Raw genomic sequence first — 26608 nt, 5'->3', positions numbered from 1 at the left:
TTCAATTTGAGTAGAGTTTCATGTCCGGTAAAAGACAGCACTACCTACCACAGTTTCTTTTGAGGAGATTTGGAAAATCCGCCTCAAAAAAGGTCACTCAGGTAAGGGTGATCCGTTTGACAAGAAATTACATATCGAGCACAGAAAATGTCGGACTTGAAGGGCATTTCTATTCTAGCTCTGATCCAAAGCATGCAGAAATTGATAAAGATATTACAAACAGCGAGGGTTATTTCTCTGACTTGGCGTCCAGAGCGGAAGCGAACTCTGAATCAGTCGATTCACGAGAGATTTGCGAGCTTGCAGCGCATCTGTCTATCCGATCCGCGTCCATCCGCCATGTATTTCCGCGTTTAATACGCGAACTCATGGACGAGATCATATCAGAGATCCGTACAGAGGCAGGCGCTAGGCGGTTTATAGGGATGGACACTCACCCCTTGCCACCAGAGATAAAAATTCGTGTGAGCGAGGTTTATGACACGAAATCCGATATTTTAAAAAATATCGGCATTTCACGCCATGATTTTTACCTATTGTGCAGACGCCTTCTCGACGAAAATTTTTCAAGCATTCATCAAGACATTGTTAAATTAATAGAACTATTTAAAACTTTACCTATTAATGATATTGTTTCTAGCGGTCATTTAGATGCACTTTTGCATCATCCAGTTCCTATTAATAGAATAAGATGCTTAGAAACATTTTCATGGAAAATTGTAACGACTAATAGTGATTTAATTCTTCCAGATTGTGCGGTTGTTGGCGTGGACGAATCCGGTCAGTTTATGCCAATGGTGCTTATTGACAATGACAGTCTCCGAAGTGTTTTCTTTCCTCTCTCAAGAAGACGCTTGGCGGTCGGCTTCCGTGGGAGTGGATTTGATATTGGCGACGACATTTTGATGTCGATTGCCTCAGCCTCATGTGAATACTTCGTCGCACACCCAACCCTACAGGATGCAGTCTCATACGCACCAGCGATCGGGACTGGTGCCAAGTATTTCCTGAAAAGGGAACTGCGACGGGGAATTGCAGCAATGCTTCCGATGGCCGCCGACTAGGATAGCCGGGTGCCATCTCCTGGCCAACATAGCGAAACTCAGCATCTGCCGACCATCGCTGCGGAGAGCCCGCAGGTTAGCGATTCGCCCTCGCCGCAACCACCTTCGCCACAAACGAACACTCGGCCACCACAGCCAACCCCCGCCGCTCCGCATCATCCAGCGCCGCGTTCACCAGCCGCCCGCCCACGCCTCGGCCGCCGATTTCCGGCGGCACCACCGTGTGCGGAAAGACGATCCTGTCGCCCAGCAGCCGATATTCGGCGAAGGCGGTCACGCCGTCCACCACCAGCTCATAGCGGCTCCGGCCGACATTGTCGGTCACGCCACTGCCCACGTCTCGAAGCTGTTCCATGCCCCCAGCTTGCCACCCGGCCGCCGGTCCCGCCAGCCCAATCGGACGGACATGGAAAATCGGGCGGCCCGGCGAACCCGCCGCCCCAAAAACAGGGCCACAAAAACAAAGCGGCGTCGCAACCTCCGCGACGCCGCTTCCTGCCACCGCCGGCAGTCAAACCCTGTGCACGCAACAATTACGCAACCGAACAGGCCAGGATAAGGCGGGTACGCAACAATGCATCCGGCCCCAAACAACTGGCAATCAGCCTGCCACCTGTCAATTCGCCGATCAACCGTTCGTCGCAACTTTTCCCACTTGGCGCGAAAATTGCTGGCACACTGTTGCATGCAAACGTCAGACGGCCCGGCGGAGAGGGGGTCCGCCGGGCCGTCCTTGTGTTTCCGCCGGGAGAGAGAGGGGATAATCCCGGCGAAATCGCGAAACTTTGCTTAACGCGAGGCCAGCGCCTGCTGGCTCAGAATGGCCGCGATCTGCGTGCGGGCCGAAGCCACCGCATCCGCCACGCAAAGCCGATACTCGGCCGCTTCCGCGCGATCCGTCAGGTTCACGCCGCCTTCTGCGCACATCCGCCCGGCCATTGCAGCCACCCGGCTTTCGACCGCCTTGCGGCCTTCCGCGCGGGTCAGGTCGAATTTCGAAACTTCGATCCGCGCTTCACGGCCACCGCCGGCCACAGTGCCAGCCGCTGCCGGGCCGGCTGCAATTCCAAGCATCACGCCCGAAGCCACAAGTGCCAGCGCCAGGCTCTTCACCGAGTTCATCATGTTCGTCGTCATCGTAACCGCTCCTGTTGATCCAGAGATGCCAACAGCAATGCATCCGCCGTGCCAACTGTGATCGGTTGGATGAACTTTCGTAATATCAATATGTTATGAAATTCCACCCGTTGCGACTGCTTAACATCAGATGAACGTTTCACAAATTTTTGGTTCATATTCCCAACATTCGGTAGATTTCCCGATGAACATTCTGCCCTCATGCCAATCCGACGCTCTGGCTTGACGGGGATCAACGACGGGCGCACCCCTGTCGCCCATCATCGTCCCCAAAAGGAGGACTTACCGATGACGCACATTCCCCAATCCCTGCATGATATCTATCCGGCTGACGCAGACCTGCTTCGCAACCTGAAGGCCGAAGACGCCCACTTCCGCCATCTCGCCACCCGCCTCGATGAACTGGACGCCGCCGTCCACGCCATCGATCTCGGCGCAGACCCGGCATCAGACGAACGCGCCGAAGCGACTTCGCGTGAACGCCTCGCCATCCTCGACGAGATCGCCGCCATCGTCTCCGCTGCCCGCGTCGCCTGAAGGACCAATCATGACCAGCACAGCTGAAATCCGCGCCACTCTGGAAGCCCGCCTGAAGGAGCTGGGCGCCGAAGTGGAAAAGCTCGAAGCCGAAGGCGGCCAGCCGCTCGACGCAGACTGGAGCGAGCAGGCCAACCAGCTGGAAGAACTGGAAACCGCCGAGGGGCTGGAACAGGTCCGCCTGTCCGAAGCGCGCGCGATCAACGCCGCCCTGCAACGCATCGACAATGGCAGCTACGGCGTCTGCGCCAGCTGCGGCGGAGAGATCGCCCCGGCGCGGCTTGCTGCGCAGCCCACAGCCACGCTGTGCATCAGTTGCGCCGCCTGACCACGGCCGGGAACCGGCAACTCTTGACTCGGGGTCCGCAAAACCGCAGCCATTGCAGCATGTTCCCGCTGAACGACGAAAACATCCCGGCACTGGCCCAGACGATCCAGCTGGCAATCGCCCCGGTGTTCCTGCTCACGGCGATCGGGGGCTTTCTGTCGGCCATCACCACCCGACTCGGCCGGGTGATCGATCGCGCCCGCAAGCTGGAATCCACAGACCCGAAAGATGATGTGGAGCGCAGCCTCATCATTTCCGAACTTTCCAGCCTGGACAGGCGTATGCTGCTCGCCAATCGTGCGGTCGGCCTCTCCGTCTCCTCGGCGCTGACGATCTGCACGCTGATCGCCGTGCTGTTCGTCTCCGCTGTCAGCCCCTTCCACCCGGACCAGCTGGTGCCGGTGCTGTTCATCCTCGCCATCCTGCTGCTGATGGCCGCGCTCCTCATGTTTGCGCTGGAAATCCGCATTTCCATCCGCACCGTCCGCGTTCGCGCGGAACTGATCTATCAGGCCCCCCGCCCGCCGGGCGACATCAGCTTCCGGAGCTGACCACTGCAACCGAAGGGAGAGACGAGATGAAGTTCGAAGTCGAGATCGAAGCCACCCCGGCAGAGGCCCGCGCCTTCCTCGGCCTGCCGGATCTCACCCCGCTGCACGAAGCCTGGGTGGAACGCATGAAGGCGCTCACCTTCGAAGGCCCTTCCTCAGATGACTGGCAGAAGCTGATCAAGACCTGGACGAGCGGCGTCCCCGGCGTGAACGAGGGCATCGAAGCCTGGGGCAAGATGATGATGACGGCGATGACCCCGCCCGGCACCAAGGCGGACAAGAAGGACGAGAAAAAGGGTTAAAACCACCGAAGGTGTAAAAATCTTCATGGTTCACCGCGAAATCGCCCCTCTGCGTTCTTGAAGCCACCGCCACCGGCTCATAACCTGCCATCCGATTCAGGTCGGAAGGGGGCCGATGGACGCACGTCTGCAAGTCGACGCGCTGATCCGCGAATGGCGCGGCGGAGATACGGCCGCACGCGATCAGCTCGTGGAGCTACTCTACCCGGAATTGCGCACCATCGCCTCAGCCCAACTGAGGCGCGAACGCCATGTCTCTTTCTCGTCCGGCGATCTCATCAACGATGCAATCCTGCGGCTGGTGAAGATGGGCCGGATCGACATCGCCGATCGCGCCCATGTCATCGCGCTGGCCGCCCGACTGATGCGCAACATCCTGATCGACCACGCCCGACAAAAGGGGGCGGACAAGCGCCATCATTACAAGGTCGAACTGAACCCCGATATCGACGGCGAACAACGGATTGACCTGATTGCCCTCGAAACTGCGCTGAGACGCTTGGGGGTGATCGACATGCAATTGGCCGAGCTTGTGGAAATGCGCTATTTCGGGGGGATGCCGCTGGGCGACATCGCCCAGGTGACGGGCCTGTCAGAGGCCACGCTGAAGCGGCGCTGGCGAACAGCGCGCGCATGGTTGCAGGACGCGGTCGAAAACCCGATCGATGGTTGAGCCGGGCAACCCCGAAGACCCGCGCCTGCCTATCGAACGCGAGGCGCTGGCCCTGTTCGATGAACTGCTGGACGTGCCCGAAACCAGCCGCGCCCGCTGGATCGCAGACCGCACGGCCAACAGCGACGTGCGCGCCCGGCTCGAATCCATGCTGGAGGCAGACCGCATCGCCTCCATGGGAACGGGTAACGCACAGGCCCTGCGCACCGGCGCAGCCGCCATCGGCATCGGCGGAGACGGTCAGCTTCCCGATCGCATCGGCCAATACCGGATTCTGGCGCTGATCGGCCGGGGCGGCATGGGCGCAGTCTATCGCGCCACGCGCGACACCGGCGATTTCGCCCACGAAACCGCCATCAAGGTCATCAAGCCCGGCCTCCTGTCCGACGTGCTCACCCAGCGTTTCCGCGCCGAACGCCAGACGCTGGCCACCCTGCAGCACCCCAATATCGCCCGCCTGTATGACGGCGGAGAGACGGAGAGCGGCAGCCCCTATATCGTGATGGAGCTGATCGAGGGGCTGCCGGTCGACAAATGGGCCAACCAGCAGTCGCTGGACACGCCCGCGCGCGTTCGACTTGTGGAAACAGGCGCAAACGCAATTAGTTACGCCCATGGCCGGCTGGTGATCCACCGCGACATCACGCCTCTGAACCTGCTCGTTCAAACCGATGGCACGCTGAAACTGATCGATTTCGGCATCGCCCGCCCCGCCGACGCGGAAGGCGCGACCACCGCAACGGATATCGTCGGCCTCGGCCGCCTGCTGAAGCGCCTCATCCCCGAACCGGAACCGGAACTGGCCGCCATCATCGCCCGCGCCACCGCCCCGGCCGAACAGGCCTATCCCACGGCAGCCGCACTCGCCGCCGATCTCGCGGCGTGGCGCAGCGGCCAGCCGGTCGCAGCTATGAGCGGCGGCGAACTCTATCGCCTGCGCAAATTCGCCGCCCGCAATCGTATCGCCGTTGCGGCCAGCGCCCTCGCCCTCGCCGTCCTCGTCGGCGGCCTGATCGCCGTCAGCGTCGCCAACGCCCGGATTCGCCGCGCAGAGGCAGAGGCAGAAGCCCGCTTCGAACAGACGCGGGCCATCGCCAACGCCCTGCTGTTCGACGTCTATGACGATGTCAGCAAGGTGCAAGGCGCAACCAGGGCACGGGAAACACTGGCGAAAACGGCAATCTCTTATCTGGAGGCGCTCGCCGCCATGGAAAGCGCCCCGCCCGATGTCCGCGCCGAAGCCGGACGCGGCTTCGTCCGCCTCGCCGAAGTCACCGGCGGCGGCCAGCAGCAATCGCTGGGCCGCTATGCAGACGCCAACGCCCTGCTAAGCCGCGCAGAGGCGCTGCTTGCCCCCGCCTTCGCCGCCGACCCGCAGGACCGCAGCACTGCGCTTGCCTTCGCGACGCTCAGGCTCGAACAGGCGGGCACCAACCTCTACAACAACAACAAGGCAGATGCCGCCCGCGCGCAGGCCGCGGAAGCCGAACAAGCCGTCGCCGCCTTCACCCGAGCAGACGCAGAAGCCGCCGCTCTCGCCATCACGGCCATTCAGGCGCAAGGCGACAGCTTCGGCTGGAACGACGATTACGCGGCCGCCCTCCCGCAACATCAGCGCGCCGAAGCGCTGATTGCCGCCCTCCCGCCGCAAATCCAGTCCGATCCAGAAGTCCGCTCGGCCCGTTCCGCCAACCTCCGGTTGCTGGCGGAAGCGCATCACAAGCTGAAACAGGCCCCGGAAGCCCGCGCCGCGCTGGATCAGGCCGTGGCGATCAATCGCAGCCTGCTGGCCGAGAAGCCGGAAGACCCGGCCCTGCTGCGCAAACTCGCCGTCTCGCTGTGGTACAGTGCCGTCGTCCACCGCACCAACGAACAGGATTCACAAGCCCGCACCGCCATCGAGGAAGCTGTCCGCCACGCCGACCGGATGGCCGCGATGGACACAAATGATGCAGGCGCGTTGCAGATGCAGGCCATTACCGGTGAAGTTTTGGCGCAAGTCCACGCAGATCGCCGCGACGCCGCCGCCAGCAAAGCTGCAACAGCACGAGTGCTGGCCGCGCATGACCGGCTGGTGGAACTGGCGGGCAACGCCCCCGGAGCCCGCCGCTCCCGTACCGCCGCGCTGCGCACCAGCGCAGGAAACCTCTACAATCTCGGCGATATCCCCGGCGCCTGCCGCGCCTGGCGCGACACGCTCGCCAGCTATCGCGCGCTGGAAGCCGAAGGCAATCTTAGCGAACTGGACCGGAAGAACGCCCTGCCGGAAACGCGCGATTACATCCGCAACTTCTGCGAAGGCGGCACCCCCAGATCGGCCTGGCCCAAGTCGCTTTAGCCTCGCTTCCCTCACCACAGCCTTGCCGCTAAACGCCAGTGCATCATGGCAGCTCCGATCTTCGCCCTCTCCTCCGGCCCGCCACCCGCCGGAGTCGCCGTCATCCGCCTGAGCGGCGAAGGCGTGTTCGATATCGTGCGCCAAATCAGCGGCTCCCGCCGCCTGCCGCCCACCCGCGAAGCCCGGCTCCGCACGCTGCGCCGCCCGCACGATCAGGCACCACTGGATCAGGCATTGGTGCTGATCTTCCCCGGCCCGAACAGCTTCACCGGAGAGGACAGTGCCGAACTCCATTGCCACGGCAGCCCGGCCGTGGTGGCCGCCGTACAGGCCGCGCTCTCTGCGCTGGGCGCGCGCCCGGCGGAAGCCGGGGAGTTCACCCGGCGCGCCTTTGAATCCGGCCGCCTCGATCTCACGCAGGTCGAAGCTTTGTCAGACCTGATCGTGGCCGAAACGGAACTGCAACGCGAAACCGCGCTTGCGCAGGCAGGCGGCCGCCTGCGCGACCTCGCCGACAGCTGGCGCGACCAGTTGATCGGCATCATGGCCGAAATCGAAGCCCAGCTGGACTTTTCCGACGAAGGCGATGTCGAAGCGAGTAATGTCTATGCTGAGCGGATGCGCGGCGGCCCACTCACACGACTCGTCGACAGCATGGAGGCCGCACTCCACTCCGCGCCTGTTGGCGAGCGCATCCGCCATGGCCTTACCATCGCCGTGACTGGCCCGCCGAACGCAGGCAAGTCCAGCCTGATCAACGCCCTCGCCCGCCGGGATGTTGCCATCGTGACGCCGCACGCGGGAACCACGCGAGATGTCATCGAAGTCCACCTCGATCTCGGCGGCCGCCCGGCAATCCTGCTGGACACGGCAGGCCTGCGCGAGACGAGCGATCCGATCGAAGCCGAAGGAATCGCGCGAGCGATAGCCCGCGCCGAAAGCGCCGACCTCGTGCTGAACCTCGCCCCCGGCGGCAATGTCGTCAATCGGATCGACGAGACCGGGGAAACGCCGGGATTTCACAGCGGACGCCTCCATCTCTCCGCCAGAACGGGAGCAGGACTCGCGGAACTGGAAGCCTGGCTGACGGAATGGGCAGAAGATCACATCCCCTCTGGCGAACCCCCAGCCATCACCACAGCGCGCCAACAGCATCTGATCGCGGAAGCGCTGGGTGCGCTGAAGTCAGCCCAATCCAAAGCCGACCCTGTTCTCACCGCTGAAGACCTGCGCGCCGCCGCTCACGCCCTCGGACGCCTGTCTGGCAGGATCGGCCCAGAGGTCATTCTGGGCGCGATTTTCTCCCGCTTTTGCATCGGAAAGTAGACGCATCGGCCCAGATTGTTCCACGTGGAACATTGTGGGCCGCGAAAATGTTCCACGTGGAACAATTGGAATTATGCATGTGAATTGAATAGGCTGGCTGCCCATCATTCAACGAAATATCCGGTCTGAACCGCGCTGGCCAGGACCGATTGTTCCACGTGGAACATTCCGCTAAGAGGTGCGCGTGAAATCCCATGACGTCATAGTGATCGGCGGCGGTCATGCCGGCTGCGAGGCGGCCTGCGCTGCTGCGCGAACCGGCGCGCGCGTTGCTCTGGTGACCTTCGCGGCCGACAATATCGGCCAGATGAGTTGCAACCCGGCGATTGGTGGGCTGGGCAAAGGCCATCTCGTCCGCGAGATTGACGCTATGGACGGCATCATGGGCCGCGCCGCAGATGCGGCCGGTATCCAGTTCCGCCTTCTCAACCGCAGTCGGGGCGCAGCCGTGCAGGGACCGCGCGCGCAAGCTGATCGCAAGCGCTACGCCGCCGCGGTCCGCGCGCTCGTCGCTGACTCCGGCGTGGAGATTGTAGAGGCAGAAGTCACGGATCTTCTTGTCGAAGACGGACGCTGCACCGGCGTTGAAACAAGTATAGGTCCGCTCCCGGCTCGGGCTGTTGTACTCACGAGTGGAACCTTTCTCGGCGGCGTGATGCACATCGGCGAGCGCCAGATCGCTGGCGGCCGTGTTGGTGAGGCGGGCGCGTCCCGCCTCGCCCTGCGCCTCCGCGCTCTCGGGCTGCCGATGGGGCGCCTCAAGACCGGCACGCCACCACGGCTTGACGGGCGAACCATCGACTGGGCCAATCTCGAAGTGCAGTCGGGGGACGCCCAGCCTGCCTATTTTTCAAGCCTGACGACTCATTCGGACGTGCCGCAGGTCGATTGCTATATCACCCGCACAACGCAACAGACGCATGACGTGATCCGGGGCAATATCGGCCTCTCGCCGATGTACGCCGGACGCATCGAAGGTGTCGGCCCGCGCTATTGCCCCTCCATCGAGGACAAGGTCATGCGGTTCGGCGACCGCGACGGCCACCAGATCTTCCTTGAACCGGAAGGGTTGGATGATCCACTGATCTATCCCAACGGCATATCCACCAGTCTTCCCGAACTGGTTCAAGCCGCGATTATCCACTCAATACCCGGACTGGGGGCTTGCCGGATCGCCCAACCGGGCTATGCGGTCGAATATGATTACCTCGATCCGCGCGCGCTGGATTCGACGCTTCAGTTGCAAGCCCTCCCCGGCCTCTGGCTGGCGGGGCAGGTGAACGGCACGACTGGCTATGAAGAGGCGGCAGCACAGGGGCTGGTCGCGGGACTGAATGCAACTGGGCGACACTGGGTGCCAGACCGAGCGACCAGCTATATTGGCGTTATGGTCGACGATTTGGTCACGCACGGCGTTTCCGAACCCTATCGCATGTTCACCTCCCGGGCGGAATTCCGTCTTCGCCTTCGGGCCGACAATGCCGACCTGCGCCTGACGCCGATTGCCCGGCAATTGGGATGTCTTGGCACCCGCCGCTCATCCATTTTCTCGGACCGACTGGCGGCGGTTGAGCAGCTGACAACAGCGCTGAAAGACACGCGTGTTCCGGCCGCCGCGATCCCGGAAGTAAAGGGTGATGGAATCGCCCGAAGCCTGTGGGAATGGGCGCGTTTTCCGGGTGTCGACTGGACGGTTCTGCAACGCGCTGCGCCGCAACTCTCTGCGGAACCGAATGTTGTCGAGACAGTGCTGACGGACGCTTCATACGCCGTCTATCTGGATCGTCAGGAACAGGAAGTGGCTCGCGTTAGGCAGGATGAAGCTGTGATTGTTCCACGTGGAACAATTTTTCGCGACATCCCCGGTCTTTCCAATGAAATGGCCGAGCGTCTTCAGAAGGCGCAACCGGAAACGCTGGGGCAAGCTGCGCGCGTGCGGGGTGTAACTCCGGCGGCTATCACCGCCCTGCTCGCCTGGATCCGCAAGACGCAGCTTTCCGCCGCCTGATTGGCCTTCCGTCCATTCCGGCTGCGAAAAGCTGTGGATGGATGGAGATAGCGCTTTCCACCGCCGCCCGATTGTTCCACGTGGAACATTATGGATCGCCAGACGTTCGAAGCTGAATTTAATGTTCCACGTGGAACAATTCAGCGGCTTGAGCGCTACGAATCGCTGCTGATCGAGTGGCAGGAACGGATGAATCTCGTCGGCCCCGCCACTCTCGGCGATGTCTGGGGCCGCCATTTTGCCGATTCCGCGCAGATCACCCGCCTCGTGCCCAAGGGGCAAAGCTGGCTCGACATCGGGGCCGGCGGCGGCTTCCCCGGCATGGTGTTGGCCGCGCTGGATTGGGGCAAGATGGTGCTGGTCGATTCCATCGCCAAGAAGTGCCGATTTCTGGAAGCTGTACGCGACGAATTGGCTCTGCGCGATTCCGCCACGGTGATCAACGGCCGGGTTGAGCAACTCCCGACGCTGGGCGTGGACGTCGCCACCGCCCGCGCCGCCGCGCCGCTTGCCACCCTGTTCGACTGGGCCATTCGCCATGTCCGCCCGGGAGGGCAGTTCGTCTTCCTGAAAGGCCGCCGCTGGGCCGAAGAGGTTGACGAGGCCGAGGGGCGCTTCATCTTCGATCTTGAAACCCACGAGAGCCTGACCGATCCCGAGGCCCGGATTCTCGTCGCCCGAAACCTGAAGAGGCTCTGATGCGAACCATAGCAGTCGCGAACCAGAAGGGCGGGGTCGGCAAGACGACCACTGCCATCAATCTTGCCACCGCGCTGGCGGCCAGTGGGCACCGCGTGACCCTTCTGGATTTCGATCCGCAAGGCAATGCCTCCACTGGGTTTGGCATTCCACGCGACCGGCGCAACCCCTCCAGCTATGACCTGTTGTTCGATCCTGAACTGGCGGCGGAAGCGGCACAGGAGACGCTGGTTCCGGGGCTGTTCCTCGTGCCCGCAGTCGAAGGGCTGGCGGCAGCGGAAATCGAGCTGTCTGGCCAGCCGAACGCCGCCGGGCGGCTGAAGGCAGCGATCCAGAAGTTGCCCGCCTGTGACTGGCTGTTCATCGATTGCCCGCCCTCCCTCTCGCTGTTGACGCTGAACGCGCTGGTCGCGGCCGATGGTGTGATGATTCCGTTGCAGACGGAATTCTACGCGATGGAGGGGTTGTCCCAGCTGTTGAAAACCATCGAGCAGGTGCGCGCACGGCAAAATCCCCGACTGGATATCGAAGGCGTGGTGCTGACCATGCACGACCGGCGTAACCGGCTGTCTGACCTCGTCGCAGCGGATGTGCGCGCGGCGCTGGGTGCGCGGGTGTATGAAACGATGATTCCGCGCAACGTGCGGCTGTCCGAAGCGCCCAGCCACGGCATGCCCGCGTTGCTCTACGATATTCGTTGCCCGGGATCGGAGGCCTATATGGCGCTGGCGCGGGAAATGATCGGCGCGGCCGCGAAAGCGGCCTGACATGTTGGTAAGAGTTCAAAGCCACAAGGGGGACGCAGTGGAGGGTTATATGACGGTGAAACGTGCAGGACTGGGTCGCGGGCTGTCCGCCCTTCTGGAAGAAATGGGGTCCGCGCCGCCGGTAGCGACCAATGACAGCAAGGCAGCAAGCCTGCTGCCAGTCGCCTCGATCAGCCCGAACCCGGGCCAGCCCCGGCGCACCTTCGACGAGATCGCGCTGAACGAACTGGCGGATTCCATCCGTATAAAGGGTGTGCTCCAGCCCATCCTCGTTCGCCCTTCGGCCGAGGGGCGCTACGAAATCGTCGCCGGTGAACGGCGCTGGCGCGCCAGCCAGATGGCCGGGCTGCATGAAATCCCGGTTGTGATCCGCAACTTCAGCGATATCGACGGCTTCGAAGCCGCCATTATCGAGAATGTCCAGCGCACGGACCTGAACCCGATTGAAGAAGCGCAGGGGTATCAACGCCTTATCGCCGAATTCGGGCATACGCAGGAAATGGTCGCCTCCGTCACTGGTAAGGCGCGCAGCCATGTCGCCAACCTGCTGCGGCTGCTGGATTTGCCTGACGATGTGCAGACGCTGGTGAAAATGGGGCTGCTGACGCTGGGCCACGCCAAGGCGGTGATGCAGGCGAAAGACCCCAGCGCTCTGGCAAAAGATATTGCAGCACAAGGACTTACTGTTCGCCAGGCGGAAGAAGCGGCGCGCCGGAGCCAGGGGATTACCGCCCCCAAGGCGCAAGCCTCAAGCCGCCGGGATCCGGAGCTGGATGCGCTGGAATCGCAACTGTCGGACTCGCTTGGGCTGCAGGTGGCGATCGAAGCGCGCGGGAAGCGGGGGACTGTGACGTTGCGCTTTTCCGATCTGGATCAGTTGGATTCGATCATTGCCCGGTTGCAGGGGTGAGGTTTTTGAGGGGGCGCTGCTCCCTCAAACTCCCCTGGCAGGGACATGAATCCCTGCACTCTCGATATCTGCATTGTGGCCGATCTCCGCCGTTGTGGGGGTATTGGATTGATTACCTGCGGCGCGGGGCCTCTCTCCCCGTTGGGGAAGGGGGGTGGCAATGTCGGGGTTGATCCACCAGCATTTCCGCTACCACAGCGTCATCCCGGACTTGATCCGGGATCGAGGCTGGTCTTTGGCCACGTTGGAGAAGAGAAGCTGGACCCCGGATCAAGTCCGGGGTGAGGGGGTGGCGTTAAGGCCTGAAGCGCCGCAGGCATTGAAATCCAGCCTCGCGCCAAGCGGATGGCCCCCACCCCCAACCCCTCCCCTAAAGGAGGAGGGGCTAAAAAACTAAGGGGGTGCAGGGGCGTCACGCCCCTGCCGGGGTGAAGGGGCAGAGCCCCTTCGTTCTAAGCGCCACGCCCGCTCAGTTCGCCTTGCAGGGGCGGATGGTGCCGGGGTCCGGGCGGAAGGTGGGTTGGAAGACGGTGAGGTAGCGGCCGTTTTCGAGGCGGTTGAAGGCGATCTGTTGGTAGCCCGCGGCGGCGAGTTCGCAGCGGAGCAGCGCTGGCGGGGTGCCGTGGCGCGCCGTCGGGCGATCTGAATCGAGGATGGCGAGGCGGCCGCCGGGTTTCAGATCGTCTTGCAGCCGCCAGAGCAGCGCGAAGGGCTCGGAGATTTCGTGATACATGTGCGCCATGAGGGCGAGGTCTACGCTTTGGCTGGCGAGGTTGGCGTCGCCTGCGTCTCCGAGGGTGAAATCCACGTTGGTGAGGCCCTTGTCTGCGCTGCGTTTGCGCAGGCGGGCGAGATAATCCGGGATGATGTCGTTGGCGACGATCCTGCCCGTTAGGCCGACCACGGGGGAGAGGCGGATGGTGTAATAGCCGGAGCCTGCGCCGATATCGGCGATGTGCATGCCGGGGCGAATGCCGAGGCGTCGGATTACGTCTTCGGCCTCGCCGTCATTGTCTCGTGCGTCTTCGTCGGACCATGTGGCGGAGGCAATGCTGGCCACGGGCCTGTCCGGCGCGGGGAAGGCGGGGCCGATGGGCGCTTTGACCGGGCGGATTTCCCCGGTGCCTGGGCTGGATTGCATGACGCTCTGCGCAACCGGCGGGCTGTCGCAGGCGCCAAGCAAGAGCAAGGGGAGAGCAGCGCGCCACATGGCCTGACAGGTTGAGACCGGGCAACCAAAGGTCAAGCCGCTTTTCGACGAATGGTGTTGGCCGAAGCTGACGCCTTTGTCTGAGGGTGCTCAGCGGGTGGCGGATTTGGACAGCTGTTTTGCGACCTTTTCGTTCGCGCGCAGGACGCGGAGGAAATTCTCGCTCGACAGCTTCTTCAGATTTGCGTCCGACCAGCCGCGCCGGGCCAGTTCCGCGAACAGCGCCGGATATTTGGCGACGCTTTCAAGGCCCTCGGGCAGGTCTGGCACGCCATCGAAATCTCCGCCGAGGCCAACATGATCATATCCGGCGACCTTGGCGACATGCTCGACATGATCCGCGACCATCGCCAGCGTGGTGACGGGGCGCGGATTGGCGGCGTCCCACGCCTTCATCGCTTCGGCCGAATCGGGGCCTGCGGCCTTGGCGGCGGCGTCGCGCCGGGCCTGCCATTCGATACGGGCCGGGTTGATGAACTGCGGCACGAAGGTGACCATGACGATGCCGCCGTTGGCAGGCATGCGCTTCAGCACATCATCCGGCACGTTGCGCGGCACGTCCGCCAGCGCACGGGCAGAGCTGTGCGAGAAGATCACCGGGGCCTTGGTGATATCCAGCACCTGATTCATCACGGCCGGCGAGACATGCGACAGGTCCACGAGGACGCCCAGCCGGTTCATCTCGGCGATGAAGGCCGGGGCCTCTTTGGCGATGCCGTTGTGCAGCGGGGTGTCGGTCGCGCTGTCGAACAGGCGGGTGTTTTTGCTGTGCGCCAGCGTCATCGAGCGGACGCCCTGTGCATGGGCCTTGCGCAGCGTTTCGATATCGTCGTTGACCTGATTGGCCCCCTCGATCGCGACGATCCCCGCCAGCTTGCCCGCCTTCACGGCCTTCACGGCTTCATCCGCCGTCAGCACATTGGCGAACACGTCCGGCCGGCGCTGGGCAAAGCTTTTGGCAATGCCGATCTGCTCGAACGTCTGCTTTACGGCTTCGTCAGGCGAAAGGCTTGCGGGCACGTAAACCGACCAGAGCTGGTAACCCAGATGTCCCTTGCGGATCCACGGGATGGAGGTGTGGCCCACCGTCGGCTCCCCGGTGGCAAACGCGCTGGTGGAGACGACCGTGACCGGCTTTTCGAGATCGGCCGTCTTCGCGCCCTCCAGACCGTAGGCCAAACGCAGCGCATAGGGCCAATCGTTGTGGCCATCGGCGACGGGGGCTGCCTTCAGCACCGCCTCCACACGGGCGTCTGTATCGGTGGGGTTCGCGGGCTGGGCCTGGGCACAGGCGGCGGCGAACAGGGCGGTTCCGGCAAGGATGAAGCTGCGCATGACCCGTTGATGGGACGGCGAACAAGCGAGGTCAAGCGAGCTTCGCGTTGAGACGGCGATTGAAGCGGGTTGGGGTTTAGGGGACGTGTGGAATCCGGGGGGTAGTGGACTCGGATTGTGGGGGAATTTGGCTGGATGGAAGGTGGGCGATGGGGGCGGATTCTGGGTTGGGCTGGGGTGGGGATTGCGGGTGGTTCTTCGATGTCTCTTTGTGGTGACTTCTTGGAAGGTGGCGCTTTGAACGAAGGGGCTCTGCCCCTTCACCCCGGCAGGGGCCTGACGCCCCTGCACCCCCGGAAGTTTTTAACCCCTCCTATGCAGGTGAGGGATTTTGTGGGGGTTCTCCGCTTGGCGTGAGGTTGGGAATTAGGTGCCTGCGGCGCTTTGGAGAGTGTCCTGCGTTCTCCCCACGTGGCCCCCCAACTTTGATCCGGTGCGGCGGTTTGGGTGGTGGTAAGTCCGTTATAGCCTTCGGCGCTTTTCGGTGCGCTTCTATGATGTCAGTGGATTAGGCCAACCGCTGACACCCCCTCTCCAACTCTCCCCCTTGCAGGGGGAGAGAGACACGTAGCGTCGCAGGCAAGTAAAGTGGATCACTCAAGCGGCGCTGAAGTTGTCGCGCGACGCCAATGTTGAGGGTGCAGGGAAATGATTTCCCTGCCCGCCGGAGGCAAAGCCTCCTCCTACCCGCCCTCGCACCAGCGCAAGCCCGCCTCGACGTCGGCGGGTGAGAAGGCGCGGACGTCCATCATTGGGGTCAACAGGTCCAGCAGTTTCACCGATCCGCCCAGCAGGACGCTGTCTGTCACCACGGCGACGCGTTCGAAGCGGTGGAACCAGTCGAGGTGGGCGAGGCGCATTTTCAGGCTGTGAAGCCCGGCTTGCAGCCCGGCGTGGGACCATGCGCGGGCGTCTACAAAGTAGTTCAGCCTTTCGTGGCTGGTGAGCGCCTCGGCTGCGTCGGCGTAGAGCTGGTTGATTTCGTCTATGGTCAGCGTTTCGCCCAGCCGGATGCCGATGGTGCCGGGTGATGTTTCGATCCGCTCATACATTCCGCCGTCCTCCCCGGAACGTTGCGCCTGCTATCAGCCGCCTTTGTGCCCTTTTGCGACTCGGGCGATTGCCTGCACGGTGCGGAAGGTCAGCAGCCGTCCGCGCCCGGTTTCGATCACGATATCGGCAATTCGCCGTTTTTCCGAATCCGGCATCTGATGTTGCAGCACGTTGCGGAATTTCGCCTCTGTCATCCCCGGCCGGGCCAGCACGCGGGCGCGCTGCACATGGAAGGGGGCCGACGCGACGGCGATCATGTCCACATGCTTCCAGCCTTCGCCTTCCAGCAGCAGCGGGATATCCAGCACGATGGCGCGGCGGCTGCGATATTTGCGGCGGAAGGCCTGCTGCAGCTTGCCCACGGCCGGGTGGACGATGCGTTCCAGCCGCTTCAATTCCTTAGGCTTCCCGAACACCGCCGCGCCCAGCTTCGCCCTGTCCACGCCTGCCTTGCCGGTGGTGCCGGGGAAGGCGGCCTCGATCGCGGGCAACGCCACGCCGCCCGGCCCCTGCACCTGCCGCACCGCCGCATCGGCATCGAACACCGGCACGCCCAGATGGCGGAATTTGGAGGCGACCTTGGATTTTCCCATGCCGATGGAGCCCGTCAGCCCGATCACAACCGGCCGTTTCATGCCTGTCCTCCCGTCAGCAGGGCGCGCAGTTCCGCGTCACGCTCGCGCGGGGGTTTTACGCCGAAGAAATGCTCGAACGCCACGGCCGCCTGCCCCACCAGCATCTCCAGCCCGTCGATGGTGCGCAAGCCCAGCGCGCGCGCCTGCGCCAGAAGCGGCGTTTCCAGCGGGGCATAGACCATGTCGAACACGATCGTGTCCGGATAATAAGCCGACAGGTCGATGGGGACCGGGTTTGCGCCGCCCATCCCCATGCCGGTCGCGTTGATCAGAATATGGCTATAGCGTTGAACCGCCTCGCCCTCGTTCGGGTTTCGGATCGGCCCCAGCGCCTCCAGCGAATTGCCGGTTCCGAATGGCGCGCCCGCCAGTTCGGCCAGCGCATCGGCCCGCGCCGGGGAGCGGTTGAAGATGTCGAAATCCCGATATCCGGCCTCGATCGCCCCCAACACCGCCGCCCGCGCCGCGCCGCCCGCGCCGATGATCTGCGCATAAGTCGCGACATGGCCGGGATAGCCGCCAATGAGATGGCGCTTCAGCGGCTCCGCCACACCCGCGACATCGGTGTTGAAACCCAGAAGTTCGCCGCCGCCGGTGCGGACGATCGTGTTCACCGCGCGCAGCTTTTCCGCCAGCGGATCGAGCCGGTCCAGAAATGGAATCACCGCTTCCTTGTGCGGCATCGTGACATTGCAGCCCGCCCAATCGGGCTGCGCCCGCCGTTCCGCGAAGAAAGTGGGCAGGTCATCCGTGCGCATATGTGTGGCACGATACTCTCCCTCCAGCCCCAGCGCCGAGAGCCAGAAGCCGTGAATCAACGGCGATTTCGATTGCGCGATCGGGTCGCCGATCACCTCTGCCCGCTTCAAATCCGCAACTCCCCGGCTTCGCGCAGCCACCCCAGCACCGCCAGCAAGGGCAATCCCCGCACCACGAACTGGTCACCCTCGATCCGCGTGAACAGTTGCGCCCCCAGCCCCTCCAGATGATAGCCGCCGACGCTGGACAGCACCTGTTCTCCGCACGCCGCCACATAATCCTCCAGCCAATCCTCGCTGAAGTCCCGCACCGTCAGCGTCGCCACCTCCACATGCCGCCACAAGGGCTGACCGTCCTGCGCGACCATCGCCGCGCTCACCAGCCGATGCACCCGCCCACGCAGAAGCCTGAGCTGCGCCCGCAACCCGTCCAGAGTCCCCGGCTTCTCCAGCCACACCCCGCGCTCCAGCTCCAGCATGGAATCGCTGCCCAGCACCATGAGACCGGGGCGCGACCGGCTCAGCTTCAGCGCCTTCATCTCCGCCAGCCGATCCGCCACATCGCGGACCGGGCTGCCGCGCATCGCCTCGGTTATCGCCGCTTCGTCTATCCTTGCCGGGACGGCTTCGAACTTCACGCCTGCTGCGGTTAGCATGGCTTTTCTGGAGGCGCTTTCGCTGGCTAGGATGATCATGCGGTTTTGCCTCCGGCGGGCAGGGCTCTGCCCTGCACCCGGCAGGGAAATGATTTCCCTGCACCCTCTGAATTGGTGTTGTGGATTTGGTGTTGGGGTTGCGGGTGCTGGTTTGGTTTTCTGCCTGCGGCGCTTTCGGTTTTACGTGTGGTTACAGGGGTTGACTTAGCCCAGCGTTGCTCCCCCCTCTCCATCTCTCCCCCCAACGGGGCGAGAGAGCCTTCGGTGCGCCGCAGGCAATCAAAGCGGATCATCCGCACGGCGTTGGAGTTCAAGCGCAACGCAAAGTTAGAGGGTGCAGGGAAATCATTTCCCTGCCCGCCGGAGGCAAAAAACCAAAAAGAGAGAGTTCCATGGACGGAATCCTCAGCCGCCACGCCCACCGGCTCACCCCACCTCACGCCGCATCCCCAGCAGGTTCATCAGCTCCGCCGCCGTTTCCTCGATGCTTCGGCGGGTTACGTCGATCACTGGCCATCCCCGGTCTGCGAACATGCGGCGGGCGCTGTTGAGTTCGTCGGCGACGGCGTCCGGGTCTGCGTATTTCGCGGAGATCCCGGCGGTGTCGTGGCCCAGGATGCGGGCGCGGCGGACTTGCATCAGCCGTTCGGGGGCGACGGTGAGGCCGACGATCAGGGGCTTTTTCAGTTCGAACAGTTCCGGCGGGATGGGGCGGTTGGGCACCAGCGGGATGTTCGCTACCTTGTAGCCCCGGTTGGCGAGATAGACGGAGGTGGGAGTTTTGGAGCTGCGGGAGACTCCTGCGAGCACAAGGTCTGCGTCTTCCCATTCGTGCGGCAGCAGGCCGTCGTCATGCTCCATTGTCCAGTGGATGGCTTCGATGCGGCCGAAATAGGCTTCGTCCATGCGGTGCTGGCCGCCGGGGCGGCTTTCCGCGCGGGTGCCCAGCATGCGTTCCAGGCCTTCGATCACCGGGTCCATCACGGCGATGACCGGCAGGCCCAGCGCGGCGCAGCGGGTTTCCAGCCGGGCGCGCACATTTCGGGCGACCAATGTGTAGAGCACGAGCCCGGGGGTGCGGGAGACTTCGTCCAGCACGCGATCCAGATGACCTTCGGAGCGGACCATCGGCCAATAATGTTTCACGGCGTCGACATCGGCGAACTGCGCCAGCCCGGCTTTCACCAAGCTTTCCAGCGTTTCGCCGGTGGAGTCTGAAACCAGATGCAGGTGGAGCCGTGTCACATTTTCCTCACCCATTCCTCCTGCCCCAGCGCCTGTGGACAATCCACCGGAAAAACCCGGCGAATCTGGGAAGGAATCGATGAATGGTGGCCCGTTTCCCCGTCAAGCGGATATGCCGCCGATTGCATCAGACGGGTTCAGGCCCTGTTATCCGTTTGTGGACGGGGGCCGACGCATTTTCCACAGCCGCTGCACAACCCGGAATCCGTGAAGAGTCTTAGCCGGTTGCGAAGCCCCCGGATTGTGGAGCGCCCTGTGGACAAGATTCCATCCCCATGATTCACCGCCCTACTTCTGAAACAATCCATTCATTAAAGAGTCTTTGAATTGAAGGGGACCGGGCCGTTTGCGTGGGCGAGAAGCCGCCGATAGAGACGAGCGAATGAACCCGGAAATCCCCCGCGCCCTCGCCGTCCTGAACGGGCAGGCCCTCTCCCCCCCACCCGTCTGGCTGATGCGGCAGGCGGGGCGATACCTGCCGGAATATCGCGAACTCCGCGCGGAAAAGGGCAGCTTCCTGAAGCTCTGCTATGACAGCGAGGCGGCGGCTGAAATCACCCTGCAGCCCATCCGCCGCTTCGGCTTCGATGTCGCGATCCTGTTTTCCGATATCCTGATCGTGCCGCACGCCATCGGGCAGGATCTCAGCTTCGCCGAAGGCGAGGGGCCAAGGCTCGCCCCGCCGCTGAAAGAGGCGGACCTCGCGTCGCTGGCCCCCGCCCGCCACCATTATGACGCGATCTGGGAAACGGTGCGCAAAGTCCGCAGCCGGTTGGCACCGGACAAGGCGTTGTTCGGTTTCGCCGGCTCGCCCTACACCGTCGCCACCTACATGGTCGCCGGGCAAGGCTCGAAGGATCAGGCCGACGCCCGGTTGATGGCCTATGCCGACCCGGCGCGTTTTCAGGCGCTGATCAGCCGCATCGAAGCCGAAACGCTGCACTATCTCTCAGGCCAGATTGAAGCCGGGGCCGACGCGCTGATGCTGTTCGACAGCTGGTCCGGCAGCCTCGCACCAACGGAGTTCGAACGCTGGGTGATCGCCCCCACCGCCCGGCTGGTGGACCAACTGCGCGCCCGGCACCCACAAACTCCGATCATCGGCTTCCCCCGAGGCGCCGCCGAAAAAGCCCCCGCCTACGCCCGCGAAACCAGAGTTTCCGCACTCGCCATCGACGAATCCACCGACCTCCACTTCATCCTCGCCAACACGCCCGACACGCTGCCGCTGCAAGGCAATCTGGACCCGATGGCCCTGAAAGCGGGTGGAGAGCCGCTGTCCCGCGCGATGGCCGGGTGTCTGGAAGCGATGGCCGGGCGGCCGCATATCCTGAATCTGGGGCACGGGATCGACCGCTTCACACCCATCGCGCATGTGGAGCAGCTGTTGGCGGAGTTGCGGGGGTAGGGGACGTAACGCGGCGTTGATCTGCCTCCGGCGGCCGGGCTCTGCCCGGACCCGGCAGGGAAATGATTTCCCTGCACCCTCGAAATTCACGTCGCGCTTCAACTGCAGCTTCGTGCGTGTGATCAGATTCGATTGCCTGCGGCGCTACGCAGCTCTCTCTCCCCGTTGGGGAGAGAGATGGAGAGAGGGGAGCAACGGTGGGCCTGATCCACTATCCTCTCCACCCCCACAACGTCATCCCGGACTTGATCCGGGGTCCAGCTTTCTTGCCCGCAAGGTTGGAGAAGAACAGCTGGACCCCGGATCAAGTCCGGGGTGACGGGTGGAGAGCGCGGGACAAGCCCCAAAGCGCCGCAGGCCATAAACCTCCAACCTCGCGCCCAGCGGATGGCCCCCACCCCAACCCCTCCCCTGAAGAGGAGGGGCTAAAAAACTCAGGGGGTGCAGGGGCGTCACGCCCCTGCCGGGGTGAAGGGGCAGAGCCCCTTCGTTTCACAACCGCCGGGGCTGACAACCCGGCCTCAGCGCCCATCACCCCCCGGATACCCCTTGCAGCCCTGCCCAAACGCGCGGATAAGTCGGAAAATGCGCGAGATCGTGTTCGATACCGAGACGACGGGTCTGGACCCAAGGGATGGGCACCGGCTTGTGGAATTCGCCGGGATCGAGCTGTTTGAGCGGGTGCCCACGGGGCGTCATCTGCATCTGTATGTGAACCCGGGCCGTTCGATGCCGGCTGAAGCGCAGGCTGTGCATGGCCTGTCAGAGGATTTTCTGGCGGATAAGCCGCGTTTCGCGGCGGTGGCGGCCGAGATTCTGACGTTTATCGAGGGGGCCACGCTGATCGCGCACAATGCCGCGTTCGACATGCGCTTTTTGAATTACGAACTGGAACTGTGTGGCCGGGGCGCGATCGGCAATGCGCTGGTGGTGGACACGCTGGAGCTGGCCCGCAAGCGCTTTCCCGGCGCGAAACATTCGCTGGATGCCTTGTGCCAGCGTTTCGGGATCGACCGGTCTCACCGCGTGCTGCACGGCGCGCTGATCGACGCCGAGCTGCTGGCTGACGTGTATGTGGAGCTGACGGGCGGGCGGCAGATCGGCTTTGATCTGGCCGTGACAGCGGAGGTTCAGGTGGATGGGCCGACGAAGGTCTGGCCCCGGCGGCAATGGGCCGTTCCCCTTGCGGAACTGGAAGCGCATGCCGATTTCGTGGGCAGGATGAAGGAGCCGCTCTGGCTGAAGCACAGCTGAGCGGGAGAGAAAGAGGAGAGAGACGATGGACATCCGGGTTGCGGGCCACCAGGTGGAAACGGGGCAGGCTTTCCGGGTGCATGTGGATGAACGCATGCAGACCATAAGGGAGACCTATTTCAAGCGCTCCATCGGCGCGACGGTCACGCTCAGCCCTGGCCCGCATGACAGTTTCCAGTGCGACATCGTGATGCATGTGATGCAGGGCGTGGTGCTGAAGGGATCGAACCGGGCGGCGCTGGCTAACACCGCGTTCGATGGCGCGGCGGACAAGATCGAGAAGCAGCTGCGCCGCTACATGCGCCGCCTGAAAGACAAGACGGGCGGCCTCTCTCTCGCGGAACTGCCGCTGGCGGACGTGCCGGACAATGCTGAGTATCGCATTTTCGAGGCTGCAGCGGACGAGGTCGAGGCCCCGGATGCGCCGCTGACCATCGCCGAAACGCGGGTGGACATTCCTGATGCCAGCGTGTCCGACGCGGTGATGATGCTGGATCTGCGCAACACCACCGCGCTGCTGTTCAAGAACAGCCGCACGGGTGATCTGAACATGGTCTATCGCCGGGAAGACGGGAATATCGGCTGGGTCGAGCCGAGAAGCTGATCGGAACGACTGCCCGTCGTGTATGGGCGGGCGGCGATTGAACAGACAGGATCGACGGACAGGATCAATGGAATTTCGGGATTTGCTGGCCCCTTCGGCTGTGGCGCTGGATGTTCACGCCACGACGCCGAAGGCGGTGTTCGACCGGGCCGCGGCCATGCTGGCCACGGCGACGGGCATAACGGAAGAAGCGATATCGGCGGCCCTTGCAGAGCGGGAGCGGCTGGGCACCACCGGGTTCGGGGGCGGCAGCGCCATTCCCCATGGCCGGGTGGCGGGCTTGCGCGGCATGGCCGCCGCCGTGGTGCGCACGGCACATCCGCTGGACTGGCATGCGCTGGACGGCCTGCCGGTGGACCTTGTGGTGGTGCTGATCGGCCCTGAAGAAGCCGGGGCGGATCATCTGAAGAGCCTCGCGCTCGTCAGCCGCACACTGCGGGACAAGCAGCTGGTGGCGAAGATGCGCGGCGCGGTGGAGCCGGGGGCGCTGTGGACGCTGCTGGCCGGGCCGCAGCGGCGGGCGGCATGAACATTGGTCCGGACCATCTGCGCGGGCTGGAACGGCTCTATGCCCAAGCGCCGGTGAACCAGATCTTCCGCTCCCGCCTGACCATTCCAGAGGCGGGGAAGGCGGAAATCCGCTTCGAAATCACGCCGGATATGTTCCACGCCGCAGGCGCGGCACATGGCACCATCTATTTCAAGATGCTGGATGACGCCGCTTTCTATGCCGCCAACTCCATGGTGGAGGAGCAGTTCGTGCTCACCACCCAGTTCAACCTGTTCCTGACGCGGCCGGTGAAGGCAGAGGCGTTGCGCGCGGTGGGCCGCTGGGTCAGCGGCACGCGGCGGGTGATCATCGCCGAAAGCCGCCTGCTGGATGCCGATGGCGAGGAAGTGGCGCGCGGGCAGGGCACCTTCATGCGATCCCGCATCCTGCTGGCGGATCTGCCGGGTTACAGCGATGGACCTGCCTGAACACCGGCTTCCCGCCAGCACGCAGGTGCCCGCGCTGGTGCGGCAGGTGCAGGGCGCGGGCGGTTTCGCAACCGTTTTGCACAAGGGCAGCCTATGGGGCGCGGCGCTGCTGCTGGTGCACCGCCATGGCCCCTTCGTGGGGGCCTATGAGAAGCTGCCGAGCCTGAGCGGAGCCGACAATTGGCGGCTGGCGGCGGAGGGCGAACAGCCGGTTTCCGAATTCGTTAACAAACAGAGGCGATTCGACCCCGATCTGTGGGTTCTTGAACTGGATATCGCTGCACCAGAACGCTTCGTCCCGGGATTCCCCGCCGGGCGTTGACCCTTTCGCCCATATGAACGACGGGCGGCCCGTGCACTGTGACGGGCCCGTGATACCCCATAGAAGGGTCGGCCGGTCTGGGTTCCTCCGGAAGGATGGGGCCCGGCAGGGCACCGGCCATTCCGGGCAGAATGGCTGGCTTATCAAGCGCGGTTCGCGCGGGTTCCAACACCGGATGGCTTCGTTTTTTCAGGCCCTCTGCTCTTGGCCCGCAGCCCCAGGAACCGCGGGTACCGAGTCTTTAATGCGCAACAAGTTCCGGGTGGCCGGCATTTCCGCCGCTGCTGTCTTTCTTCTGGCCGCGGGCGAAGCGCCCAACGGCGACATTGCTTTTCTGAACGATATCCCGACCGCTCCCGCAGAGGCATTCCATGTGCCCACGGTGGAGATGGTGGATGAATCCCACGAATTCGCCGAACCCAATCTGGGGCTTGTGATGCCGGAAGCCGGCACGCTGACCCAGTTGGTGAGCGAAGTGCGCAACTCCGGCGAACCGGAAATGTCCGCAGAGCTGAAGTGCCTCGCCTCGGCGGTCTACTTCGAATCCAAGGGCGAACCGCTGGATGGCCAGCTGGCCGTGGCGCAAGTCATCATGAACCGCGTGGAATCCGGCCGCTTCGGCGCGGGCGTCTGCGGCGTGGTGAAGGCCCCCAAGCAATTCAGCTTCGTGCGCGGCGGCACCATCCCCACCGCCACCAACATGGCGCAATGGGCAACCGCCAAGGCCATCGCCCTCATCGCCCTGTCTGACAGCTGGCACGAAATCGTGCCAGACGCGACCCACTTCCACGCAACCCGCGTCAGCCCCGGCTGGAAACTGCGCCGCGTGGCAACCGTCGGGCAACACGTCTTCTACCGGTAAACCCCGAGGGACGGGAATGGAGGCAGGGCTGGAACCATCAGGTTCCGGCCCCGTTTCTGTGTGGCCCGGGGGCGGGTTTTGCGCGCCGCGCTGTCAGGGCTTTGACCTTGAAACGCGGCCTTGCGGTTTTTTGCCTCCGGCGGGCAGGGAAATGATTTCCCTGCACCCTCAAAATTGGCGCTGCGCCTTAATGCCCAGTGCCGTGCGTGTGATCCACTTAGATTGCCTGCGGCGCACCGCAGCCCTCTCCCCCTGCAAGGGGGGGGGTATAGTGATAGCGTCTGGAATGTGGTCGGATGACCACGTGCTCAGCGCGGATCAACCCTCTTTGAAGCTGCCACCATCCTGAAATGTGTAATTACCATCATGGCATTTGATTAGGTCAAATTTTTCACCATCGCTGTCAATGGTAAGTTCATTTTCAGATAAATTGATTATTGTATAAACATACATATTTGGATTCTTGTTTATAATCATATTCAATTCATCATCATCTATGTTGTATTTTATTGTTCTGTTGTGAGTTATGATTCTTCCATCTATTTTCCACTTCCCCTCAATGCCCTCTCGACCATCGCCGCTGGCAAATCTTCCATCTGCAGAATACACAATCACAAAGTCCGATGCGCAACGTTCGTTAGCTACCCCCCAAATACCTACGAGATTCCGGTGAGCGATATTTGAGGTCGCATCGGCATACTTTATATCGATATTCGGACCATCTTTCAGCGACGTACCAGAGTTCTTTCCTAAGGCGAATGCGGATAAAGCTACCACTGAGATCGCAACAAATCCTGAAATAGCTATCGACAAAATTGAAATTTTCACAATATCTTCCAAATTACAGATTTATTTATAATTTTGAATCGACAATTCGGAAATTTCTAAAATTTCATCTCACCTTTTTCACGATCCATTGCATTTTCATTTTCTAAAATTTCATCTTCCCATAATATTCTAAAATCAATCATGTTTATCTTTATCTCCGGTTGATTGAAATTTTCAGAATCTGAAATTGATGCGCTCATTCGATTTGTAGACATTGTCCGCCGTCAGCACCAATGGCACAGATTTGAGGTTGTGATTTAAGGAGGGTTGGGGCTTCGTCGTAGTGACGAAGGAACGAAGATGAAGGCCCAACCCTCCTTGAAAAAATCGCCGACCAAGGCCCCTGCTGAGCGGGTGGTGAAGGACATTCGGCGGCAGACGCGTCGCCATTTCTCGGCGGAGGACAAGATCCGCATCGTGCTCGATGGGCTACGCGGCGAGGACAGCATTGCCGAGCTGTGCCGCAAGGAAGGCATCGCGCAGAGCCTGTACTACACCTGGTCGAAGGAGTTCATGGAAGCTGGCAAGCGCCGCCTGGCCGGCGACACCGCTCGTGCCGCGACCACCGGCGAGGTGCAGGACCTGCGCCGCGAGGCCCGGGCCTTGAAGGAATGCGTGGCCGACCTGACACTCGAAAACCGTCTGCTGAAAAAAAGCATGATCGCGGATGGGGGCGACGACGAATGAGGTATCCCGCATCCGAAAAACTCGAGATCATCCGGATCGTCGAGCAGTCGCACCTGCCCGCCAAACGCACGCTGGACAAGCTCGGTATCGCCCGCCGGACGTTCTATCGCTGGTATGACCGCTACCTTGAAGG

30 protein-coding genes and 1 pseudogene are annotated in these 26608 nt (G+C 62.8%); 20 read left to right on the top strand and 11 right to left on the bottom strand.

Going from position 1 to position 26608, the window contains the following annotated elements; genetic code table 11:
• The first annotated feature begins 20 nt into the window (after nucleotides 1-20).
• Nucleotides 21-1064, top strand: a complete 1044-nt coding sequence (locus FJQ54_RS04150; RefSeq protein WP_140927174.1) for a DUF4238 domain-containing protein — start codon at nucleotides 21-23, stop codon at nucleotides 1062-1064.
• A gap of 76 nt (nucleotides 1065-1140) precedes the next feature.
• Here the strand turns inward: FJQ54_RS04150 and FJQ54_RS04145 are convergent, their stop codons facing one another.
• Both FJQ54_RS04145 and FJQ54_RS04140 read right to left on the bottom strand, forming a co-directional pair.
• Complete coding sequence (locus FJQ54_RS04145; RefSeq protein WP_181159968.1) at nucleotides 1141-1419, bottom strand: GNAT family N-acetyltransferase; 279 nt, start codon at nucleotides 1417-1419, stop codon at nucleotides 1141-1143.
• Between the two features lie 434 nt (nucleotides 1420-1853).
• Complete coding sequence (locus FJQ54_RS04140) at nucleotides 1854-2201, bottom strand: UrcA family protein (protein ID WP_140927173.1); 348 nt, start codon at nucleotides 2199-2201, stop codon at nucleotides 1854-1856.
• A 288-nt stretch (nucleotides 2202-2489) separates the two neighbouring features.
• Between FJQ54_RS04140 and FJQ54_RS04135 the strand changes: the two genes are divergently transcribed.
• The 11 genes from FJQ54_RS04135 (at nucleotide 2490) to FJQ54_RS04085 (ending at nucleotide 12640) form a co-directional block, all read left to right on the top strand.
• Entirely contained in the window at nucleotides 2490-2738 is a 249-nt protein-coding gene (locus FJQ54_RS04135; RefSeq protein WP_140927172.1) for a YdcH family protein, read from the top strand.
• A 10-nt stretch (nucleotides 2739-2748) separates the two neighbouring features.
• Entirely contained in the window at nucleotides 2749-3066 is a 318-nt protein-coding gene (locus tag FJQ54_RS04130) for a TraR/DksA family transcriptional regulator (protein WP_140927171.1), read from the top strand.
• A gap of 59 nt (nucleotides 3067-3125) precedes the next feature.
• Nucleotides 3126-3617: a DUF2721 domain-containing protein gene (locus tag FJQ54_RS04125; RefSeq protein WP_140927170.1), complete on the top strand. Its 492-nt coding sequence runs from the start codon at nucleotides 3126-3128 to the stop codon at nucleotides 3615-3617.
• Nucleotides 3618-3643: 26 nt separating this feature from the next.
• Nucleotides 3644-3919, top strand: a complete 276-nt coding sequence (locus tag FJQ54_RS04120; protein ID WP_140927169.1) for a DUF6489 family protein — start codon at nucleotides 3644-3646, stop codon at nucleotides 3917-3919.
• Between the two features lie 115 nt (nucleotides 3920-4034).
• Nucleotides 4035-4592, top strand: coding sequence for an ECF-type sigma factor (locus FJQ54_RS04115; protein WP_140927168.1), 558 nt, complete (start codon nucleotides 4035-4037; stop codon nucleotides 4590-4592).
• The gene (locus FJQ54_RS04110; protein ID WP_140927167.1) at nucleotides 4585-6930 is read left to right on the top strand and encodes a protein kinase domain-containing protein; all 2346 of its coding nucleotides are present in this window, start codon (nucleotides 4585-4587) and stop codon (nucleotides 6928-6930) included. The genes FJQ54_RS04115 and FJQ54_RS04110 overlap by 8 nt, the downstream gene beginning before the upstream one ends.
• 45 nt (nucleotides 6931-6975) lie before the next feature.
• Nucleotides 6976-8256 (top strand): tRNA uridine-5-carboxymethylaminomethyl(34) synthesis GTPase MnmE, encoded by a 1281-nt coding sequence (gene mnmE, locus FJQ54_RS04105; protein WP_140927166.1) that lies wholly within the window; start codon nucleotides 6976-6978, stop codon nucleotides 8254-8256.
• Between the two features lie 184 nt (nucleotides 8257-8440).
• Nucleotides 8441-10264, top strand: coding sequence for a tRNA uridine-5-carboxymethylaminomethyl(34) synthesis enzyme MnmG (gene mnmG, locus FJQ54_RS04100; RefSeq protein ID WP_207790356.1), 1824 nt, complete (start codon nucleotides 8441-8443; stop codon nucleotides 10262-10264).
• A 90-nt stretch (nucleotides 10265-10354) separates the two neighbouring features.
• The gene (rsmG, locus tag FJQ54_RS04095; protein WP_140927164.1) at nucleotides 10355-10963 is read left to right on the top strand and encodes a 16S rRNA (guanine(527)-N(7))-methyltransferase RsmG; all 609 of its coding nucleotides are present in this window, start codon (nucleotides 10355-10357) and stop codon (nucleotides 10961-10963) included.
• Complete coding sequence (locus tag FJQ54_RS04090; protein ID WP_140927163.1) at nucleotides 10963-11730, top strand: ParA family protein; 768 nt, start codon at nucleotides 10963-10965, stop codon at nucleotides 11728-11730. The genes rsmG and FJQ54_RS04090 overlap by 1 nt, the downstream gene beginning before the upstream one ends.
• Before the next feature lie 49 nt (nucleotides 11731-11779).
• Nucleotides 11780-12640 carry a ParB/RepB/Spo0J family partition protein gene (locus FJQ54_RS04085; protein ID WP_140927162.1) on the top strand — a complete coding sequence of 287 codons (861 nt, stop codon included), beginning with the start codon at nucleotides 11780-11782 and terminating at the stop codon, nucleotides 12638-12640.
• A 469-nt stretch (nucleotides 12641-13109) separates the two neighbouring features.
• Here the strand turns inward: FJQ54_RS04085 and FJQ54_RS04080 are convergent, their stop codons facing one another.
• From FJQ54_RS04080 to FJQ54_RS04050, 7 genes are all read right to left on the bottom strand, one after another.
• Nucleotides 13110-13781 carry a class I SAM-dependent methyltransferase gene (locus tag FJQ54_RS04080; RefSeq protein ID WP_235890308.1) on the bottom strand — a complete coding sequence of 224 codons (672 nt, stop codon included), beginning with the start codon at nucleotides 13779-13781 and terminating at the stop codon, nucleotides 13110-13112.
• Nucleotides 13782-13940: 159 nt separating this feature from the next.
• On the bottom strand, nucleotides 13941-15185 hold the full coding sequence (locus FJQ54_RS04075; RefSeq protein ID WP_140927160.1) for a dipeptidase: 1245 nt from the start codon (nucleotides 15183-15185) through the stop codon (nucleotides 13941-13943).
• Between the two features lie 683 nt (nucleotides 15186-15868).
• Nucleotides 15869-16237 carry a SpoIIAA family protein gene (locus FJQ54_RS04070; RefSeq protein ID WP_140927159.1) on the bottom strand — a complete coding sequence of 123 codons (369 nt, stop codon included), beginning with the start codon at nucleotides 16235-16237 and terminating at the stop codon, nucleotides 15869-15871.
• A gap of 33 nt (nucleotides 16238-16270) precedes the next feature.
• Nucleotides 16271-16873: a dephospho-CoA kinase gene (gene coaE / locus FJQ54_RS04065; protein WP_140927158.1), complete on the bottom strand. Its 603-nt coding sequence runs from the start codon at nucleotides 16871-16873 to the stop codon at nucleotides 16271-16273.
• Entirely contained in the window at nucleotides 16870-17742 is an 873-nt protein-coding gene (gene aroE / locus FJQ54_RS04060; protein WP_140927157.1) for a shikimate dehydrogenase, read from the bottom strand. The genes coaE and aroE overlap by 4 nt, the downstream gene beginning before the upstream one ends.
• Nucleotides 17739-18287 carry a Maf family protein gene (locus FJQ54_RS04055; RefSeq protein WP_235890307.1) on the bottom strand — a complete coding sequence of 183 codons (549 nt, stop codon included), beginning with the start codon at nucleotides 18285-18287 and terminating at the stop codon, nucleotides 17739-17741. The genes aroE and FJQ54_RS04055 overlap by 4 nt, the downstream gene beginning before the upstream one ends.
• Before the next feature lie 426 nt (nucleotides 18288-18713).
• Nucleotides 18714-19547: a pyruvate, water dikinase regulatory protein gene (locus FJQ54_RS04050; RefSeq protein ID WP_140927155.1), complete on the bottom strand. Its 834-nt coding sequence runs from the start codon at nucleotides 19545-19547 to the stop codon at nucleotides 18714-18716.
• Nucleotides 19548-19914: 367 nt separating this feature from the next.
• On the opposite strand from FJQ54_RS04050, the gene hemE reads away from it, so the two are divergent.
• From hemE to FJQ54_RS04015, 7 genes are all read left to right on the top strand, one after another.
• Nucleotides 19915-20940, top strand: a complete 1026-nt coding sequence (gene hemE / locus FJQ54_RS04045; RefSeq protein WP_140927154.1) for a uroporphyrinogen decarboxylase — start codon at nucleotides 19915-19917, stop codon at nucleotides 20938-20940.
• A gap of 573 nt (nucleotides 20941-21513) precedes the next feature.
• Complete coding sequence (gene dnaQ, locus FJQ54_RS04040; protein WP_268920557.1) at nucleotides 21514-22194, top strand: DNA polymerase III subunit epsilon; 681 nt, start codon at nucleotides 21514-21516, stop codon at nucleotides 22192-22194.
• Nucleotides 22195-22219: 25 nt separating this feature from the next.
• Entirely contained in the window at nucleotides 22220-22798 is a 579-nt protein-coding gene (gene hpf, locus FJQ54_RS04035) for a ribosome hibernation-promoting factor, HPF/YfiA family (protein ID WP_140927151.1), read from the top strand.
• A gap of 67 nt (nucleotides 22799-22865) precedes the next feature.
• Nucleotides 22866-23327 (top strand): PTS sugar transporter subunit IIA, encoded by a 462-nt coding sequence (locus tag FJQ54_RS04030; protein WP_140927149.1) that lies wholly within the window; start codon nucleotides 22866-22868, stop codon nucleotides 23325-23327.
• A complete protein-coding gene (locus FJQ54_RS04025; RefSeq protein WP_140927147.1) occupies nucleotides 23324-23776 on the top strand; it encodes a PaaI family thioesterase in 453 nt (150 codons plus the stop codon). Before FJQ54_RS04030 ends, FJQ54_RS04025 begins: the two co-directional genes overlap by 4 nt.
• A complete protein-coding gene (locus FJQ54_RS04020) occupies nucleotides 23763-24098 on the top strand; it encodes a DUF1491 family protein (protein ID WP_181159967.1) in 336 nt (111 codons plus the stop codon). Before FJQ54_RS04025 ends, FJQ54_RS04020 begins: the two co-directional genes overlap by 14 nt.
• Nucleotides 24099-24342: 244 nt before the next feature.
• Nucleotides 24343-24960: a cell wall hydrolase gene (locus tag FJQ54_RS04015; protein ID WP_181159966.1), complete on the top strand. Its 618-nt coding sequence runs from the start codon at nucleotides 24343-24345 to the stop codon at nucleotides 24958-24960.
• A gap of 318 nt (nucleotides 24961-25278) precedes the next feature.
• Here FJQ54_RS04015 and FJQ54_RS04010 read toward each other — a convergent pair whose 3' ends face one another.
• Both FJQ54_RS04010 and FJQ54_RS17410 read right to left on the bottom strand, forming a co-directional pair.
• Complete coding sequence (locus FJQ54_RS04010) at nucleotides 25279-25800, bottom strand: hypothetical protein (RefSeq protein ID WP_207790355.1); 522 nt, start codon at nucleotides 25798-25800, stop codon at nucleotides 25279-25281.
• Nucleotides 25801-25844: 44 nt separating this feature from the next.
• Nucleotides 25845-25988 (bottom strand): hypothetical protein, encoded by a 144-nt coding sequence (locus tag FJQ54_RS17410; protein WP_181159965.1) that lies wholly within the window; start codon nucleotides 25986-25988, stop codon nucleotides 25845-25847.
• 100 nt (nucleotides 25989-26088) lie between these two features.
• Between FJQ54_RS17410 and FJQ54_RS04005 the strand changes: the two are divergent.
• A pseudogene (locus tag FJQ54_RS04005) lies at nucleotides 26089-26608 on the top strand (transposase); the annotation flags it as partial.

It is taken from the genome of Sandaracinobacter neustonicus (assembly GCF_006385875.1).
Taxonomy (GTDB): domain Bacteria; phylum Pseudomonadota; class Alphaproteobacteria; order Sphingomonadales; family Sphingomonadaceae; genus Sandaracinobacteroides; species Sandaracinobacteroides neustonicus.
This window is presented reverse-complemented; position numbering and strand designations above follow the sequence as displayed.